This is a genomic window from Pseudoalteromonas sp. ABE4_541 (assembly GCF_056312285.1).
Genome location: NZ_JBSVEM010000026.1, coordinates 1 through 16,076 on the forward strand (window position 1 = coordinate 1; position 16,076 = coordinate 16,076).

Annotated in this window: 16 protein-coding genes and 1 tRNA gene; 8 read left to right on the forward strand and 9 right to left on the reverse strand. The window is 43.2% G+C overall.

The window, feature by feature from the left end; translation table 11 throughout:
• Nucleotides 1–11: 11 nt before the first annotated feature.
• Nucleotides 12–88 (forward strand) — tRNA-Met (locus tag ACW689_RS19185).
• A 178-nt stretch (nucleotides 89–266) separates the two neighbouring features.
• Here ACW689_RS19185 and ACW689_RS19190 read toward each other — a convergent pair.
• Entirely contained in the window at nucleotides 267–1,415 is a 1,149-nt protein-coding gene (locus tag ACW689_RS19190) for a dipeptidase (protein WP_476293779.1), read from the reverse strand.
• Between the two features lie 238 nt (nucleotides 1,416–1,653).
• Here ACW689_RS19190 and ACW689_RS19195 point away from each other — a divergent pair, with 238 nt between their 5' ends.
• The 3 genes from ACW689_RS19195 (at nucleotide 1,654) to ACW689_RS19205 (ending at nucleotide 4,143) form a co-directional block, all read left to right on the forward strand.
• Nucleotides 1,654–2,268, forward strand: coding sequence for a hypothetical protein (locus ACW689_RS19195; RefSeq protein WP_476293781.1), 615 nt, complete (start codon nucleotides 1,654–1,656; stop codon nucleotides 2,266–2,268).
• 62 nt (nucleotides 2,269–2,330) lie between these two features.
• Complete coding sequence (locus ACW689_RS19200) at nucleotides 2,331–3,431, forward strand: sensor histidine kinase (protein WP_476293782.1); 1,101 nt, start codon at nucleotides 2,331–2,333, stop codon at nucleotides 3,429–3,431.
• Complete coding sequence (locus ACW689_RS19205) at nucleotides 3,421–4,143, forward strand: LytR/AlgR family response regulator transcription factor (RefSeq protein ID WP_476293784.1); 723 nt, start codon at nucleotides 3,421–3,423, stop codon at nucleotides 4,141–4,143. The genes ACW689_RS19200 and ACW689_RS19205 overlap by 11 nt, the downstream gene beginning before the upstream one ends.
• A gap of 2 nt (nucleotides 4,144–4,145) precedes the next feature.
• On the opposite strand, the gene ACW689_RS19210 is transcribed toward ACW689_RS19205, so the two are convergent.
• From ACW689_RS19210 to ACW689_RS19225, 4 genes are all read right to left on the reverse strand, one after another.
• Entirely contained in the window at nucleotides 4,146–4,397 is a 252-nt protein-coding gene (locus ACW689_RS19210) for a YheU family protein (protein ID WP_476293786.1), read from the reverse strand.
• 3 nt (nucleotides 4,398–4,400) lie between these two features.
• The gene (locus ACW689_RS19215; RefSeq protein ID WP_476293844.1) at nucleotides 4,401–5,375 is read right to left on the reverse strand and encodes a hydrolase; all 975 of its coding nucleotides are present in this window, start codon (nucleotides 5,373–5,375) and stop codon (nucleotides 4,401–4,403) included.
• A gap of 470 nt (nucleotides 5,376–5,845) precedes the next feature.
• Nucleotides 5,846–6,283 carry a TIGR02444 family protein gene (locus ACW689_RS19220; protein WP_476293846.1) on the reverse strand — a complete coding sequence of 146 codons (438 nt, stop codon included), beginning with the start codon at nucleotides 6,281–6,283 and terminating at the stop codon, nucleotides 5,846–5,848.
• On the reverse strand, nucleotides 6,283–8,202 hold the full coding sequence (locus ACW689_RS19225; protein ID WP_476293788.1) for an ATP-binding cassette domain-containing protein: 1,920 nt from the start codon (nucleotides 8,200–8,202) through the stop codon (nucleotides 6,283–6,285). Before ACW689_RS19225 ends, ACW689_RS19220 begins: the two co-directional genes overlap by 1 nt.
• A 139-nt stretch (nucleotides 8,203–8,341) precedes the next feature.
• Between ACW689_RS19225 and ACW689_RS19230 the strand changes: the two genes are divergently transcribed.
• Nucleotides 8,342–8,542, forward strand: a complete 201-nt coding sequence (locus ACW689_RS19230; RefSeq protein ID WP_476293790.1) for a YheV family putative zinc ribbon protein — start codon at nucleotides 8,342–8,344, stop codon at nucleotides 8,540–8,542.
• Nucleotides 8,543–8,573: 31 nt separating this feature from the next.
• Here ACW689_RS19230 and ACW689_RS19235 read toward each other — a convergent pair whose 3' ends face one another.
• Nucleotides 8,574–8,786, reverse strand: coding sequence for a SlyX family protein (locus ACW689_RS19235; RefSeq protein WP_476293792.1), 213 nt, complete (start codon nucleotides 8,784–8,786; stop codon nucleotides 8,574–8,576).
• A complete protein-coding gene (locus ACW689_RS19240; RefSeq protein WP_476293794.1) occupies nucleotides 8,783–9,772 on the reverse strand; it encodes a WD40 repeat domain-containing protein in 990 nt (329 codons plus the stop codon). Before ACW689_RS19240 ends, ACW689_RS19235 begins: the two co-directional genes overlap by 4 nt.
• Before the next feature lie 251 nt (nucleotides 9,773–10,023).
• On the opposite strand from ACW689_RS19240, the gene fkpA reads away from it, so the two are divergent.
• Nucleotides 10,024–10,797 (forward strand): FKBP-type peptidyl-prolyl cis-trans isomerase, encoded by a 774-nt coding sequence (gene fkpA, locus ACW689_RS19245; protein WP_476293796.1) that lies wholly within the window; start codon nucleotides 10,024–10,026, stop codon nucleotides 10,795–10,797.
• A 63-nt stretch (nucleotides 10,798–10,860) separates the two neighbouring features.
• Here fkpA and rsd read toward each other — a convergent pair whose 3' ends face one another.
• Nucleotides 10,861–11,331, reverse strand: a complete 471-nt coding sequence (rsd, locus tag ACW689_RS19250; RefSeq protein ID WP_476293797.1) for a sigma D regulator — start codon at nucleotides 11,329–11,331, stop codon at nucleotides 10,861–10,863.
• A gap of 449 nt (nucleotides 11,332–11,780) precedes the next feature.
• Here rsd and hemE point away from each other — a divergent pair, with 449 nt between their 5' ends.
• Complete coding sequence (gene hemE, locus ACW689_RS19255; protein WP_476293799.1) at nucleotides 11,781–12,845, forward strand: uroporphyrinogen decarboxylase; 1,065 nt, start codon at nucleotides 11,781–11,783, stop codon at nucleotides 12,843–12,845.
• Nucleotides 12,846–12,914: 69 nt separating this feature from the next.
• On the opposite strand, the gene speE is transcribed toward hemE, so the two are convergent.
• The gene (speE, locus tag ACW689_RS19260; RefSeq protein ID WP_476293800.1) at nucleotides 12,915–13,775 is read right to left on the reverse strand and encodes a polyamine aminopropyltransferase; all 861 of its coding nucleotides are present in this window, start codon (nucleotides 13,773–13,775) and stop codon (nucleotides 12,915–12,917) included.
• Between the two features lie 361 nt (nucleotides 13,776–14,136).
• Here speE and speA point away from each other — a divergent pair, with 361 nt between their 5' ends.
• Complete coding sequence (gene speA / locus ACW689_RS19265; protein WP_476293801.1) at nucleotides 14,137–16,017, forward strand: biosynthetic arginine decarboxylase; 1,881 nt, start codon at nucleotides 14,137–14,139, stop codon at nucleotides 16,015–16,017.
• Nucleotides 16,018–16,076: the final 59 nt, after the last annotated feature.

Consider the following 16,076-nt stretch of genomic DNA (forward strand, 5'->3'; position numbering starts at 1 on the left):
CAATTTACAGGCGCGGGATGGAGCAGCCTGGTAGCTCGTCGGGCTCATAACCCGAAGGTCGTCGGTTCAAATCCGGCTCCCGCAACCACTTTCCTGTAAATAGCTTTTCAATAAAGCGTCAAATACTTCCGACTTATTTCCTGACTAATTCTGAATTTATTATTTCATTGCTGTACGTGCACAAATGTCTCACACTGTATTTTTGACTTATTTGTATACTTGATGACAGGCAAAGTGAAGCAAATTCCACTTTGCCTAGCTTGATGTTAGAACTTAGCGGCGTATTCTTCGGCTTGACGCCAAACACGCAAAGTGTTGCCACTTAATATCTTTTTAATTTGAACTTCGCTATAACCTCTATCCAAAAGTCCTTGTACTAGATTTGGATAGCTCGACACATCTTTTAAGCCAATGGGTAATGAATCACCAACCCCATCATAGTCTGAGCCAATGCCAACATGATCGATGCCAATTAGCTTTACAACATAATCGATGTGATCAAGCACTTGCTCTAAGGTGGCAAATGGGAATGGGTTTTGCGCGATATAGGCATCACGCTGTTGGGCTTCATCGCGTTTTTTATACCAATTTCTGGCATTTGCCGTAACAAAGCTTGAACCAAAGTTTATTTGAATAACCCCGCCATTTTTCTTCAGTGCTTTGAGCATGTCATCATCCATATTACGCTCAAAACCCGGTGTGTACTTGCGCAGAGAAGAGTGAGAAGCGATCACCGGCGCTTTAGACAGTTCCATCACTTGATAAAAAGCGGCGTCAGAGATATGCGATACATCGATCAACATACCAATCTTATTCATTTCCACAATCAGCTCTTTACCAAATGGGCTTAAACCTTTCCACTTGCGACGAATATCGTACGATGAGTCGGAAATATGATTACTTTGCGAATGGGCAAGCGTGATATACCTGATACCCCTATCAAAAAAGTGATGGAGATTTTTAATGTCTCCTTCAATAGGTGAGCCATTTTCCATTCCCATAGCAATCGAGATCTTACCCTGTTTAAAATGGGTATAAATGTCTTTGCTTGAATAAGCCACGGCAAACTTTTCAGGCGCTCTAAAAGCCAATGCTTCCATGCTGTCGATGAGTTCATTGGCTAATTGATAACTTTTGCCTTTACCTTCAAATTCCAAATTTGCAGGAATATAAATTGACATAAACGGTGCGTTTAGGCCGCCTTTGACTGCTCTAGGGTAATCAAAATCACCGCCTGTGGTGGCTTGACTGACATCCTCCCACTTTGATTGAAGTCGATAGGGGACGTCGATATGGGTATCAATCAAAATACTTTTTTGAGCAATGCTTTGCGCACGATCGGACGCTTTATAATCTGTAGCGTAGGCGCTAGATATCGTTAGGACGCTGGCACAAAGCGCAGTCGTTAACTTCATGGGGTTGCCTTTATTGTTGTTGTGATGTGTTATTGATTGTATCAATTATTACTTCATCTACAATCTTTTACGTTTAGCCGCTAATTTGACCTTTCGTCATTATTTCGATTGAAGAAATGTTGATTTTTAACGTTTATCACCGAAATTGACCGCTCATCATTTAGTTCAACTCAAGGTTGCTGAAATCCTTATTATTTATCTCAAGCAATACGCAAAATTTAAATTTAAGGAAGTAACCATGTATAAAATGAAATCTCTCACTCTGGCATTGGCAGCATCACTATTCGCTTTGGGTTCTGCCACGGCGGCCGCGCATGACAAAAAAGAAAGTAGTGGCTTAGATATCTGGCAAGGGGTATCTATCGATTTACAAAGTTTGGATATAGATAAGCGTTTTTCGGGAGACGGTTCCGGCATCACATTACAAAAGCAGCTATTTACTTTTGAAAACAATTGGAACCTAGATGTATATGGTCGTTTCAATTTGCAAATGCTCAGTGATGATGAAACGGCACAACATATCGAGCAAAAGGGCATTACAATTGGTTTGAATTGGAATGTGACCGACAACCAAAGGTTGTTTGTTGAAGAAAGCTATATGCATCAAGACTTACGCCTAGTCACTGGTGATTCAACGCTGAGTTATGAGCAATGGACGCTTGGTGCAGAAAGCATGCTTGGAGAGCGCTTGGCCGTACGTGGTGCGATTGAATATCGTGACAATACCGATTCAGAGACTGGATTTTCTGTGGCGATAAGAGCGATAGAGTTTTCAATGATGAAGCCTGAAGTGGGCTTTCGCAAAATCGGCGATGATGAGTCGCTGTATGTAAGCCTTGGTTTCAACTTTTAACTTGGTTTAATTAAGTAATGGTTGCGGTTACAATGCGTTCCAAAAATAGGGAGCGCATAACCATGTCAGCATTAATAAAAAAACCAACAAAGGCCTACTGGTTTTGCCAGCTTACTGGGTGGGGCTCGATGCTTATCATGACTTCACTTTTTCTTCTTCCTGTGCTTAAAGATCTCGCCACATTTTTTGAGTACATTGAGCGAGGGTTATATACCGCATCCGGTGGTCTTATCATTTCACATTTTGTGATCCGTGGTACAGCGCATATTATGATGCGCCGTCATGGTTGGCATCAGGTCAAGTTTTGGCTGCTGGCAATATTGGCTGTATTCGCTGCCGTCGCAAGTGTCTTGTGGCTTGAAATAGTAGTACATGGGTTTCTTGCTACGCCTATAGACTCTGTATCATTCGAACAGCAGGCTAACACGGGCAAGCATGGCTCGGGTTTTACATTTGATATGTCCGGGGTAAAAGGTATCTTCTCAACGTACTTATCACACTGTGGCCTGTTTCTGCTTTGGTCTATCTGCTACTACGTTATCACTGGTCGTCGGGAGAAAAAGCGTTTGCAACAAGCATTAAAAGAGCAACAATTAGCGGGGTTACTTAATCAAATCAATCCGCATTTCTTGTTTAATTCGCTGAATACTATTCGGGGTATGATTTATCAAGATAGGGATAAAGCCGCGGAGGTCGTCACACAACTGTCGGAATTATTTCGTTATAACTTATCGACTGACTTGCGAACACATGTGGCACTTAAAGACGAGTGGCATATTTGTTGTCAATATCTGGAAATTGAAAGTGTCCGCTTTGGTAAACGACTTACCTACAGTATGCACTGCCCTAAAGAGCTGGAGAATGTAACGTTGCCCAGCATGTCAATACTGACTTTAGTTGAGAATGCCGTTAAACATGGTATTTCACACTTACCATCAGGTGGCGAGGTGGGTGTAGAAGTGGCATATGGACAACTACATAATTCGGTAGAAGTTATTGTCAAAAATCCTTTTGATGTATCGAGAGTGAGCTCAGGCACCCAATTAGGATTAAAGAACATTCGCTCGCGTTTAGCCATCATGTTTGATGGTCAAGGCAAGCTGCTGGTTGAACCCAGCGACAATGAGTATGTGGTACGTATGGTGATCCCAAATGGCAAATAAAATTCGAGTACTCGTCGTCGATGATGAACCGCTGGCACGAGCGGAGTTAGCAAGATTACTTAAAAATCATAAAGACATTGAGATCTGTGCTGAAGCTGAAAACATCTTTGATGCGCAGCAGAAAATTCAGGTGCATTCACCCCAAGTTATTTTTTTAGATATTGAGATGCCGGGTGGGACGGGCCTTGAACTCGCGGAGCAATTAGGTGGTGATATTCCCATCGTATTTTGTACCGCTTACAATGAGTTTGCCGTTGATGCGTTTTCACTCAACGCAGTTGATTATTTGTTGAAGCCCGTACAACCTGCGCGTCTTGAACATGCTATTTCAAAGTTCGCTCCGCTTATGGCTGAACAGGCCAATACCACTTTGGATGATGACTTCAAGCTGATGGTGAAAATGGCAGAGACCATGCGTATCATTCAATTGAGAGAGATCATTCGCTTTGAAAGTGTAGGAAACCATGCCGCCATTTACACTGCGCATGGCAAAGCCTATTTACACAGCTCATTAACTAAAATTGAAGCGCGATTAAAGTCAGATGTTTATCTGCGTGCTAGTCGCAGTGATATCATTCGCTTGGATGCCATTAGTGAGTTAGAAGAGACAATTAACTATGGGCTGTTGGCTAAATTGCATAATGGCGCAGAAGTTGAGATCTCCCGCCGCCAAGCCGGTAAATTAAAAAAACAGATGAGCTTTGCTTTGTAGCACTACTCATCATACGGATGATACTCATCACTTTGCATTGCGTGAAACTGTGCTTTTGAGACGATATTGACCGACTCATGTAGCTCAGAAAATACAATCAATGCTTCGCCAGATTTGAGCTGGGCTTTCACATGTTCCACCTTGGCAGCAGTGGAAAATTCTTGTTCACCGTAGTCAGTCCCCTCTCTGAGCACATAGTGCTCAATCAGGTTTTCCAGTGTGTTTGGGTCAAGTTGCTGATAAGGAATGATCATCCATTAGCCCTTTGTATGTAACGCGTTAAAGTAATGAGGAATGGCTTGCTCTAACCAAAATTGTGGTTTAAATGGATTCTTGCCCGCAATAAAACCTACATGCCCACCAGTTTGAGATACCGCAAGTGTTACGCTACTACTGACCTGTTCAGGCTGAGGAACAGATTGCGCGGATAGCATGGGGTCATCTTGGGCGTGCACCACCAGTGTAGGCGTTCGGATCTCTTTGAGATAGCTTTGTGCACTCGCTTTGGCATAGTAGTCTTCGGCCCCATTAAAACCATGTAGTTGGGCGGTGATCTCATTATCAAATTGCCACAAATCATTGATGGCGTTGAGTTGCTTTGCATTGATGTTCAACACATCACCTATAGTATCTAACTTTCTTGAGAAGGAATGCTTCATTCTATCGAGCAAATACTTTTGATATAGGCCATAACAACTTTTTCGGATCACTTGGCATGACGATGATAGGTGGTGAGGTGCTGAGATCACGGCGGCACCTTGTAAGTTGCTATGGCTGCCTTGTTCACCTAGGTATTTGGCTAATACATTGCCACCAAGAGAAAAGCCAACGGCATACAGCGGTTTATCCTCAAAGCGTTGTTTTAAGGTATGGATCAAAAAACCAAGGTCGGCGGTTTCACCACTATGATATGCACGTGGCAATCGATTGGCGGCGCGGGAACAGTTTCTAAAATGCATGAGTACTGCATTAAAGCCTTTTTGTGATAGGGCTTTAAGCATGCCCTTGGCGTAAAAGCTATTAATATTACCTTCAAGACCATGTAGCACGATAGCAAGCGGTGCATTGGGATAAGACTGTTTAGCCCAAGCAAGCTCAAGAAAGTCTCCATCAGGTGTAGTGAGCTCTTCAAATTTAACCGCTACTTTTTGCCACGGCCTGAAAAAACGCGGCAATATGGTTTGTACATGTCGGTTGCGCATCCACCATGCGCTTTGAAATGAGTAGTCCATAAGGTGTCTTACAATCAAACGGATTGGCAGTGTAACAAAGTTCATGAGCGCTGTTGAGCGTAAAATAAAAAGCACCCGACTAACATGGTTAGTAAGGTGCTTTGTGCGTCGTGCTTAATTCTTTCGTCTGTGGGAACAGGTGTGCTGATTTAGGTTATTAATCTAAGCTCAGTACGGGCTCATTAGTATCAATTTGGTGCTTCTGCTTCGTTCACTTTTTTAACGAAGTAGTATACGTAGAACAGACACAGCGCAATCACTACTCCTAAGATCCCGAATGAGAGAAATAACACTGGGTCAGTAAAAAAATCTCTGAAGAATACGTTCATGGCGATGCCTCCTAACTTGTCGATGAGGTAATCTTAGCCCCAGGAGCGCAGGCAAGACATGATCAAGATCAAGTTTTAAAACGCGTGCTTTTACAGTGCTCTGGAAGATTGATCTCGATCATGCTTTTTAGCTTATTAGGGCTATTTTAATGTGTTGATCTGCGTTTTCGTGAGGTAGAGGGCAAGATTGTTAGGTGCCGTTTGTGGAGTAGGTTTAAGTTGATTTACTCGTTTAACAAGCTCTGCCTGCTGCAGCTTTTCAAGCTCAAGCTCACTGTGGAGCAATTGTTTTCTCAGTTGCGCATAGGAGGGGTGTTGCTGGTAATTTTGTTTTAGGATGCTGCGGATCTGACGATGCGGTGTCAGTAACTGAGCATCCAATGATTGGCATAGCGTACTTAGCTGTATGACATCATCGCTAGATAGCTGTAAATTGAGGTGATCCAGCTGCATCAGTAACAAGCACAAGTTAATATTTTTATGGTACTCGTTTTGTAAATTAAGCAAGGCACTTTGCATCGTGCCTTGCTGATAGACTCGACAAGCGTATTGCCAAAAAGTGTGCTCACACAGTGGCATCACGCCTCTAAACTCTCTTCAAACGCGGCTTGTTTTTCTTCCAGTTCTTCAAGCGCCATGAGTAACGATTCTTCCACGTCATTAAGCAGTGGCGTGACTTTAGCTTGCTCTGCGAGTAACTCGGTGAGTTTGCTTTTGTTATCGTCACTATACAGGCTGTTATCGGCCAGTTGTGCTTCGATCTCAGCTAATTGCTCGGTGTATTTATCCAGCGATTTTTCGAGCTTTTCAATATTCTTTTTCAGTGGTTGGACTGATTTCCTAAACTCTGCTTCTAAGCGCTTTTGCTCTTTTCGATTGCTGCTTGAGTGTGCCTTGCTGTCACTTTCTGTTTTTTTCGCTGCTTCTTTATTGGCATTTAACAACCATTGGTAGTAGGCATCTAGGTCATAGCCAAACTGGCTAACTTCTCCATTGTCTACCAAGTAATATTCATCGGCGGTATTTTTCAGCATATGGCGATCGTGCGATACGGTCACCATGGCGCCTTCGAAGCCTTGTAATGCCATGACTAATGCATGGCGCATCTCTAAATCAAGGTGGTTGGTAGGTTCATCCAGCAGTAGTAAGTTGGGTTTTTGGTAAACCAACATGGCTAACACTAAACGTGCTTTTTCTCCGCCGGAGAAAGGCGCTACAGGCTCTAATGCGCGGTCGCCATGAAACGCAAAGCCACCGATAAAATCACGAAGTGATTGCTCGCTGGCTTTTGGGTCTAGTCGTTGTAGATGTGTTACTGCACTGGCGTTTAAATCGAGTGACTCCAGTTGATGCTGGGCGAAGTAGCCGATTTTGAGGCCTTGATGCATAAAGACTTCGCCCGCTTGCGGCTCGAGTTCACCCGCTAACAGCTTGATTAAAGTAGACTTACCAGCACCGTTACGACCCAGTAATGCTATACGACTACCTGGTACCAAATTAAGCTTAATTTTATGCAAGATCGTAATGTCACCATAGCCAGCTTGTGCGCCGTCAAGTGTCATCAACGGGTTCGGTAAAGCACTAGGCATTGCAAATTCAAAATCAAACGGTGAATCGGCGTGGGCTGGTGCGAGTTTTTCCATTCGCTCAAGTGCCTTAACACGACTTTGTGCTTGTTTAGCCTTACTGGCTTTTGCTTTAAAGCGTGTAATGAACTTTTCTAAGTGGGCGATTTGTTCTTGCTGTTTTTCAAAAAGCGCTTGCTGTTGTGACATACGCTCGGCTTTTTGGCGCTCAAACTGTGAGTAATGGCCCTTGTAAACATTGATTTTTTGTTGGTCGATGTGCCAGATCTGATCAACCACAGCGTCTAAAAACTCTCTATCGTGAGAGATAAGTACCAGCGTGCCAGTGTAGGCGCGTAAAAAACGCTCTAACCAATAAACAGCGTCTAGGTCTAAGTGGTTGGTTGGTTCATCCAGCAGTAGCAGATCGGCGTCACGGATCAAGGCTTGCGCGAGGTTGAGTCGCATTCGCCAACCACCAGAAAAGGCGCTGACCGGATTATCAATTTGTTCGTTACTGAACCCTAAGCCATGTAATAACTCGCCCGCTTTGGCTTCAATGCTATAGCCTTTGATATGTTCTAATTGTTGATGCACTTGTGCTTGTTTTGCGCCATCTTGCTCTTTTTCTGCTTCTTGCAAAGCTATTCGACAAGCATAATATTCAGGGTGCCCCTGCAATACATAGTCCAGCGCACTGTTTTCCAGTGCGGGCGTTTCTTGTTTTACCGAGGCGATTGACCAGTCTTTTGGAAATAACAACTCACCAGAATCTAGCGTTAGCTCTCCTTTTAGCAGAGCAAATAGTGAAGACTTACCACACCCATTGGCACCAACCAGGCCCACTTTGTGTTCTGGAAATAAGGTGGCACTGGCATGTTTTAACAGGTTTTTTCCACCACGAAGGAGTTCTATATCAGACAGCTGGATCATAATGTATCTATGTTTACCTCAATTGTGCCTATCATAGCACGAACCCAGATGCTTACGTCATCCAAGTTAGTCATATCCTGCACTTCGACTTTGGGTTAAAATAGCAACATTCGCTGTGAGCCTAGTAGTAGGGGAAACCATGAGGCAGAAAAAACGTTTTATTGCAGGGGCATCTTGCCCAGAGTGCCAAGAATTAGATGTGATGATGCTGTACAAAGAGCATGAAGTCGAAAAGGTTGAGTGTGTTAAGTGTGGTCATGTGATGACCCAGCCAGAAGAGGCGGTACAAGCATCAACACGCCAGTTTGAGCAGGTCATAGGGGTGTTTAAGCCAGAGTAAAACTCAGGCTTAATTTTGACATAATAAATCTCTAGTAGTGGGGTGGAGGTGGCTCTTTATGCTGAGGCATCAGGCCTTCTTCTCTGCTTTCTTTTATTTTCTCACCCAGTAATTGGATTTGGCGCTGCATTTTAGCGAGTCGCTGTTGGTGCGTGCGCAACTCGTCGTTGAGTGTTTCAATGGTGTCGTCTTGAAAAGCCACTTTGGCTTCAAGCTCCATTACACGCTCTTCTAATTCGGTCATTGGGACTCCATTTGATTAAAACGCTCTAATAAGCCGCTTGAGCTTTCGCTCATTAGAGCGCGGTCTTGTTCTAAAAATGTGACATCGAACACGACAGCTGATTTTGGGCGGCTACCCTCGCGAGGCTGTACTTTCCATAGTCCTAGTTTTTCTCCATCTTTGACTCGCCATAATGTGAGTTCTCTATTGGGAGAGCCTGTGGCAAGCAAAGTACCAGTATCGTTAAAGCGCACCGCACTGAATATTTTCTGCCGCGCAATATACTGTAATTGTGAGACAAGATCACCTGACGCAAGTTGCCAAATGCTGGCTTTTTTTAGACTATCCGCAGTGAAAGCGTATTGGCCAGATGCATCAAGTGCCACTTTTGTCACTCGACTCGGGTGGTTAAAGCGGTGGATCACTTGTCCCGTTCGGGTATCCCAAAAGTAGGCTGTGTAGTCATTTGCACCGGTGAGTGCGAAGTGCCCGTTGGGTGACATGGCAATTGAATTAATTTTTTCTTGATGTCCAAGGAACTCTAAGCGCCTTCCGCTCTCTAAATCCAGATGTACGACGACGTTGTCGCTGCGGCCGTATAATATGTAACGGCCTTGGTTACTGATAGTAATGTCTCTGATGGTGCCGGTTTGAATTTGATAATAGCCTCGGTTTTGGCCTGAGCTGATATCCCAAACCGCAAAGGTATTATTTTCGGCAGTGACTGCAAAGCTATTGTCATAAGCAATAGCTAGTGAATGGACTAAATTGCCATCAGGCTTTGATTGTTGCCATTGATATTTTAATCCGTGGACTTGATTGTCCCAAAGATTGACACCATGTTCTACGGATGACACTAAACTGTAACGACCATCGTGTGAAATAGCGGCCGCAAACGCGCCGCGAGCAGCATGTTCGACAGTGAGGTCGGCTTTTTTATCTGACGGTGTACAGCTCATTAGCATAACCACCGCTGCAATAAGCAAAGCGCGTTGAAGTTTGGGCATAATGTCGGTTTTCCCTTAACGCAGTGCGTTGTACAAGGTAGACTATGAATATCTATCCAATTGTTGAATAGTATTCTTTGATAGTAGCGTATCGTTACTGCAAAGTCGCTTCAAGTCACAGAAAACGCTAAAAATATGCTGAGAAGGTCATACAATTTGGCATCTGCAGCGATGAATGCTAATGTGGCTAAACAGTTTTAACCATTAATAAAATATTAACAGACAGTCGAAAGGCTTGTCGGAGAGAGAGAATGAAACAGACGATTAAATTGTCTTTGGTAGCGGCTTCAGTTCTTGCACTGACTGCATGTAACCAAAAAGCAGAAGAACAAAAACCAGTAGAACTAAAACTAGAAACTGAAGTACAGCAACAAGCCTACGGTATTGGTGCTTCTGTTGGTAACTTCCTACAAAAAGACTTAGAAGAGAAAAGTGGTTTTGGTGTGCAACTAGACAAAGCCCTACTTATGCGTGGTTTTGAAGATGCATTGGCGGGTAACGCACAACTAGACGAAGCTAAAATTCGTGAAGTATTAACTGCATTAGACGCGAATGTGCGTGAGAAGCAAGCTGAAAAAGTAAAACTAGAAGCAGAGCAGAACAAAGCTGAAGGCGAAAAGTACCTGGCTGAAAACGCGAAAAAAGAAGGCGTTACTGTGACTGAATCTGGTCTTCAGTACGAAGTTATCTCTGAAGGTGAAGGTGAAAAACCGGCAGACACTGACCGTGTGAAAGTACACTACAAAGGTACTTTGCTAGATGGTACTGAGTTTGATAGCTCATACGCGCGCAATCAGCCAGCAAGCTTTGGTTTACGTCAAGTCATTAAAGGTTGGACTGAAGGCCTACAATTAATGCCTGTTGGTTCAAAGTACAAGTTTACAATTCCAGCTGAACTTGGTTATGGCGAGCGCAACCTAGGTAAGATCCCAGCGAACTCAACGCTTGTTTTTGAAGTAGAATTACTTGAAATTGAAAGCGATGAAGGTCACGGCGAAGACGGTCACAAGCACGCGTCGGAATAATCTTTCGAGATAATAAAAAAGGGCCATAAGGCCCTTTTTTATTATATGTTCCGCAACATAGAGTTAATCAGTGTGATTGGCGTATAAGTTGTCGATCAGTTCATCTTCAAGTTCGAAGCGTAACTCTAATACCTCACCAAGGTTGGATAAATCTCTATCAAAATCTTTCAGCACTTGTTCTTGAGAATGCTCTGCATATTTATCATTGAAATCAAGTGCAACATCGGTAGTGTCTGCGATACGAGGATAAAGAGACTTTGCTAATTTAGCACTTTCAGGGCCTTTTTCTTCACAAGCCTCGACTAAATTATCATAGATCTCAAAGTGTCCGGCTGAAAGATAATCCATGAGAATTTGGCAAAATGACTGGATCTGCACTTGATCTGGCAAGGCGTGGTCCTTTTTGTCATATGGAGAAAATCCCGCAATTTTACAAAATTGAAGTAGTAATTCTTGTCTCTCTGCTAACCATGCATCAATAACACTATGGCTGCCTCCCCATTTTTCTTGGGCTTGTTCTAACCTCGAAAGCATAGTGAATTCCTCTTGCGGATTGTTTTCTTCTATAAAAAGGAAATCTGCTGCAAAGGTCAACCTATTTTTATTTTTATTCTAAAGAAACAAGCTAACCACTTGATAAATAAGGTGTATCTTTTTTGGGGTTTTAGGAAAAGAAAAACCACCCTAAAGGTGGTTCGAATGCAGTTTAGCTATTTGATAACTATTTTTATTCTTATTATAAAGGTGTTTTGTTGTTATTTTTGTAACGCGGCATTTTTATAACAAGTTTTCACCCTTGTTGTAAATACTTTGCCACGATGTAATTTGAATATTTTTTATATAAAAAAGCTAACAATCTGAGTTACCGAGGAATTTAATCTAGATCATAAATGGGTAAATTTGCGCTTGGGTTTCGATAGAGCACAAAGCAAGATAGTGATACAATCTGCGCAATTTTTAAAGTATTGGAATAGAGACACGCTATGAGCGAATTGAAAAACGATCGTTATTTACGTGCGTTGATGAAGCAACCCGTGGACGTAACGCCAGTATGGATGATGCGTCAAGCGGGCCGTTATTTGCCGGAGTATCGTGCAACTCGTGCACAAGCTGGCGACTTTATGAGTCTGTGTAAAAACGCTGAGTTGGCCTGTGAAGTAACGTTACAGCCGTTACGCCGTTATCCGTTAGATGCCGCAATTTTGTTCAGCGATATTCTTACTATTCCTGATGCGATGGGCCTTGGTCTTTACTTTGAAACGGGTGAAGGTCCTAAGTTTGAACGCCCAATCAGTTCACTACAAGACGTAAAAAATATTCCAAACATCGACCCAACGGACGAGCTTGGTTATGTGATGAATGCCGTGAGTACGATTCGTCGTGAATTGAAAGGCGAAGTACCATTAATCGGTTTTTCTGGTTCACCATGGACACTAGCAACTTACATGGTTGAAGGTGGCAGCAGCAAAACCTTCGGTAAAATTAAGAAGATGGCATTTGCCGAGCCACAAACACTACACCTATTGCTAGACAAAGTCGCAGACTCAGTCATTGATTATTTGAACGCGCAAGTGAAAGCTGGTGCACAGTCATTGATGATTTTTGACTCATGGGGTGGCGTATTAAGCCCTCGTGACTATAAAGAGTTTTCACTTCAATACATGCACAAAATTGTGGATGGTTTAATTCGTGAATATGATGGCCGCAAGGTTCCTGTAACGCTCTTTACAAAAAATGGTGGTCAATGGATCGAAGCGATTGCAGCCACAGGCTGTGATGCTATTGGCTTGGATTGGACGATTGATATTGCCGATGCGAAACGCCGTGTAGGGGATAAAGTAGCACTACAAGGTAATATGGACCCTGCGATGTTACATGGTACGCCAGAGCGTATTCGTGAAGAAGTGCAGTCTATTTTAGCAGGTTTTGGTGAAGGTTCAGGTCACGTATTCAACCTTGGTCACGGTATTACGCCTGATGTTGACCCTGAAAATGCCGGTATATTCATCAATGCTGTGCATGAATTTAGTGCGCAGTACCACAAGTAAACTCGCACAGTAATGCAATAAAAAACCCAAGCTGAGCTTGGGTTTTTTATATTAAACGCTTGGATTTAATTATTTATTAAATGCACGTTTCATAAAGTTAGGGGTGGCTAATGCGCCTTTGTGAATACCGGTATTGTAGTATTCAGTATCAAATGCTGCGTTATCAGCATCTGCTTCTCTAAAGCCCGCAAATTTTTCATCTTTACGCGCAAGTGTTGCTGACCATAAACCGCTTGGGTAAATAGGCTGTGGGAACGGCAGAGTTTGCAAATCAACGAATCCAACTTCTAGCATCGCTTCACGCATCTCAAGAAGCAGTGGCATATGTGTCAGTGGAGATTCACTTTGCTGCACCATGATGCCGCCAGGGCGTAGTGCTTTCAAACAGCTCGTATAAAATGCATGGTTGAACAAACCTTCACCAGGGCCCACAGGGTCAGTACCATCGACAATCACAACATCAATAGAGCTTGGTGCTGCTTCGCGCATGTATTTGATACCATCATCAAACATCACAGTGGCACGAGGGTCGTTATTTGACTCACATAGCTCAGGGAAGTACTTCAAAGACATTTGTGTAACAACTTCATCGATATCGATTTGTGTCACACTCTCTACGCCTGGGTGTTTTAGAACTTCGCGTAAAGTACCGCAGTCGCCACCACCAATGATCACGACATTTTTTGGTGCTGGGTGTGAAAAGAGCGCAGGGTGGCTCATCATTTCGTGATAGAAAAAGTTCTCACGCGTGCTCACCATCGTACAGCCATCAATGATCATTAGATTTCCGAAATGGGTGGTTTCGTACATTTCTACATTTTGAAACGGTGACTGGACTTCATCTAATTTTTTGTTGATGCGCAGTGAAAAAGCACTGCCATCACGGTCGCTCACCTCTGTAAACCAACGGTTTGCTTCTAAGTTCGACATATCTGTTATTACACTCACAATATTGTAAACGCTAATTTTGCCAGCGCAGATGCGATAGCTCAATGAAAATTTGCGTGGCCCATTTTCTCGTGCCACGAAACCTAACTGTAATAATAGAGCAAGTTCTCAACGAAGGTAAAACTAACCGGGCATTGATGCTGTGATATTTTATGGGACAAGTGAGTGAAAGCCGCATTATGAGTGCGTAACTACAATGACTACTCTGATTTATCAAATTCATTTTATGGTGCTTGAGTGCTTACATTGATTTTTGCCCGAGTACTTACGCTTTAAAATAGTGTCGCTTATCCAAGGCGGGCGTATTAAAATAGGGGTTTTCGAAGATATAAAAGAGAAAGCCATGACTTGGGGTTTAGACACTGCACGCGAGATTTACAACGTCGCTCATTGGAGTGAAGGTTATTTTGATATTAATGCACAAGGTGAGTTAGTTGCGTACCCTGATGGTGATCATAGTAAATCGCCAGTGTCTTTAACTGAGTTAACGGAGCAATTTAAAGCGCAAGGCTTAACTTTGCCGGTACTTGTGCGTTTCACTGATATTTTAAAACATCGTGTAGATACGATGACCGATGCATTTGCCCAAGCTTGCCAGCAGCGCAGCTATCAAGGGCAGTATAACTGTGTTTACCCAATTAAAGTTAACCAGCAACGTTCCGTTGTCACCAAGTTATTGGCTCACCCTAGTGGCCAAGTTGGTCTAGAAGCTGGCTCTAAGCCTGAGCTAATGGCTATTTTGGGTGTGGCCACATCACCTATCACAATCGTGTGCAATGGCTACAAAGACAGCGAGTTTTTACGTTTAGCCTGTATTGGTCAAGCCATGGGCCACAAAGTGAATATTGTGGTTGAGAAGCTTTCTGAACTGACAACTTTAATCAAAGAAATTGATGATTTAAAGATTGAGCCAGCGATAGGTATTCGTATTCGATTAAATTCGGTCGGCAAAGGTAAATGGCAAAATACCGGTGGTGAAAAAGGTAAATTTGGTCTGACTGCGGGCCAAGTACTTGAAGCCGTTGAAATGCTTAAGGCTGCGAATAAGCTGCATCTAATGAACTTAGTACATTTCCATATTGGTTCTCAAATTGCCAATATTCGCGACATTCATCGTGCACTTAAAGAATGTGCGCGTCATTTCGCTGAGTTATCACAGCTCGGTGTCCCTTTGAAAACTGTTGATGTGGGTGGGGGTCTTGGCGTGGATTATGAAGGTTCGGGTTCGCGCAGTGCATGCTCGATGAACTATACCGTGGCGGAGTATGCCCGCAATGTGGTCAATGCGTTTGCCGAAGTATGTGAACAACATGCGTTAGCGCATCCCGCTATCATTACTGAGTCGGGGCGTGCCTTGACTGCACATCATGCCGTCTTGATCACCGATGTGATTGATGTCGAAAAGGCACCGAAACAAAATGCGCCAGAGGCACCGTCTGCAAAAGCGCACGCTATTTTGCAAGAGCTTTGGCAAACTTATAGTCGTATCACGCCGCGTTTGGCCCTTGAAATGTACCATGATGCGATGCACTTATTCAGTGAAGCCCATGCGCAGTACGTGCATGGACTTGTGAGCATGACACAATGGGCGCAAATTGAGCATTTGTATTTTACTATTTTGCATCAAGTGCGAGACTTACTGAATGAAAATGCTAGGGCACATAGAGAAGTGCTGGATGACCTAAACGAGAAACTAGCCGATAAGCTATTTGTGAATTTTTCATTGTTTCAGTCGCTTCCTGATGTATGGGGGATCCAGCAGTTATTCCCAGTTATGCCGATTGAAGCACTTGACCAGCCACTCACTCAAAGGGCTATTTTACAGGATATTACCTGTGATTCGGATGGCCAAATTCGAGACTATGTTGAAGGCTCTGGTATTGAATCAAGTTTACCCATTCCACCTTACACGCCGGGCCAGCAATACCATATTGCCATGTTTATGGTTGGTGCGTATCAGGAGATCTTAGGTGATTTGCATAACCTTTTTGGTGATACTGATTCGGTTCATGTGGAGCTTAACGAGCAAGGTTACACACTCACCAATGCCATCAAAGGTGATAGTGTGCAAGATGTACTGAAGTTTGTGCATTATGACAATGCTCAATTGTCTAAAACGTTTGAAGCGCGAGTCAATGAATCGGTTCAGGATGACGCTTTGAAAAGCCAATATTTAGATGAATTGAACGCAGGTCTTACTGGTTATACCTATTTTGAGGACTAGACAAAAGTAATCAGCTAGGTTTTTTGTCAGTTAAAAACAAGGTATTATCAACGGCCATA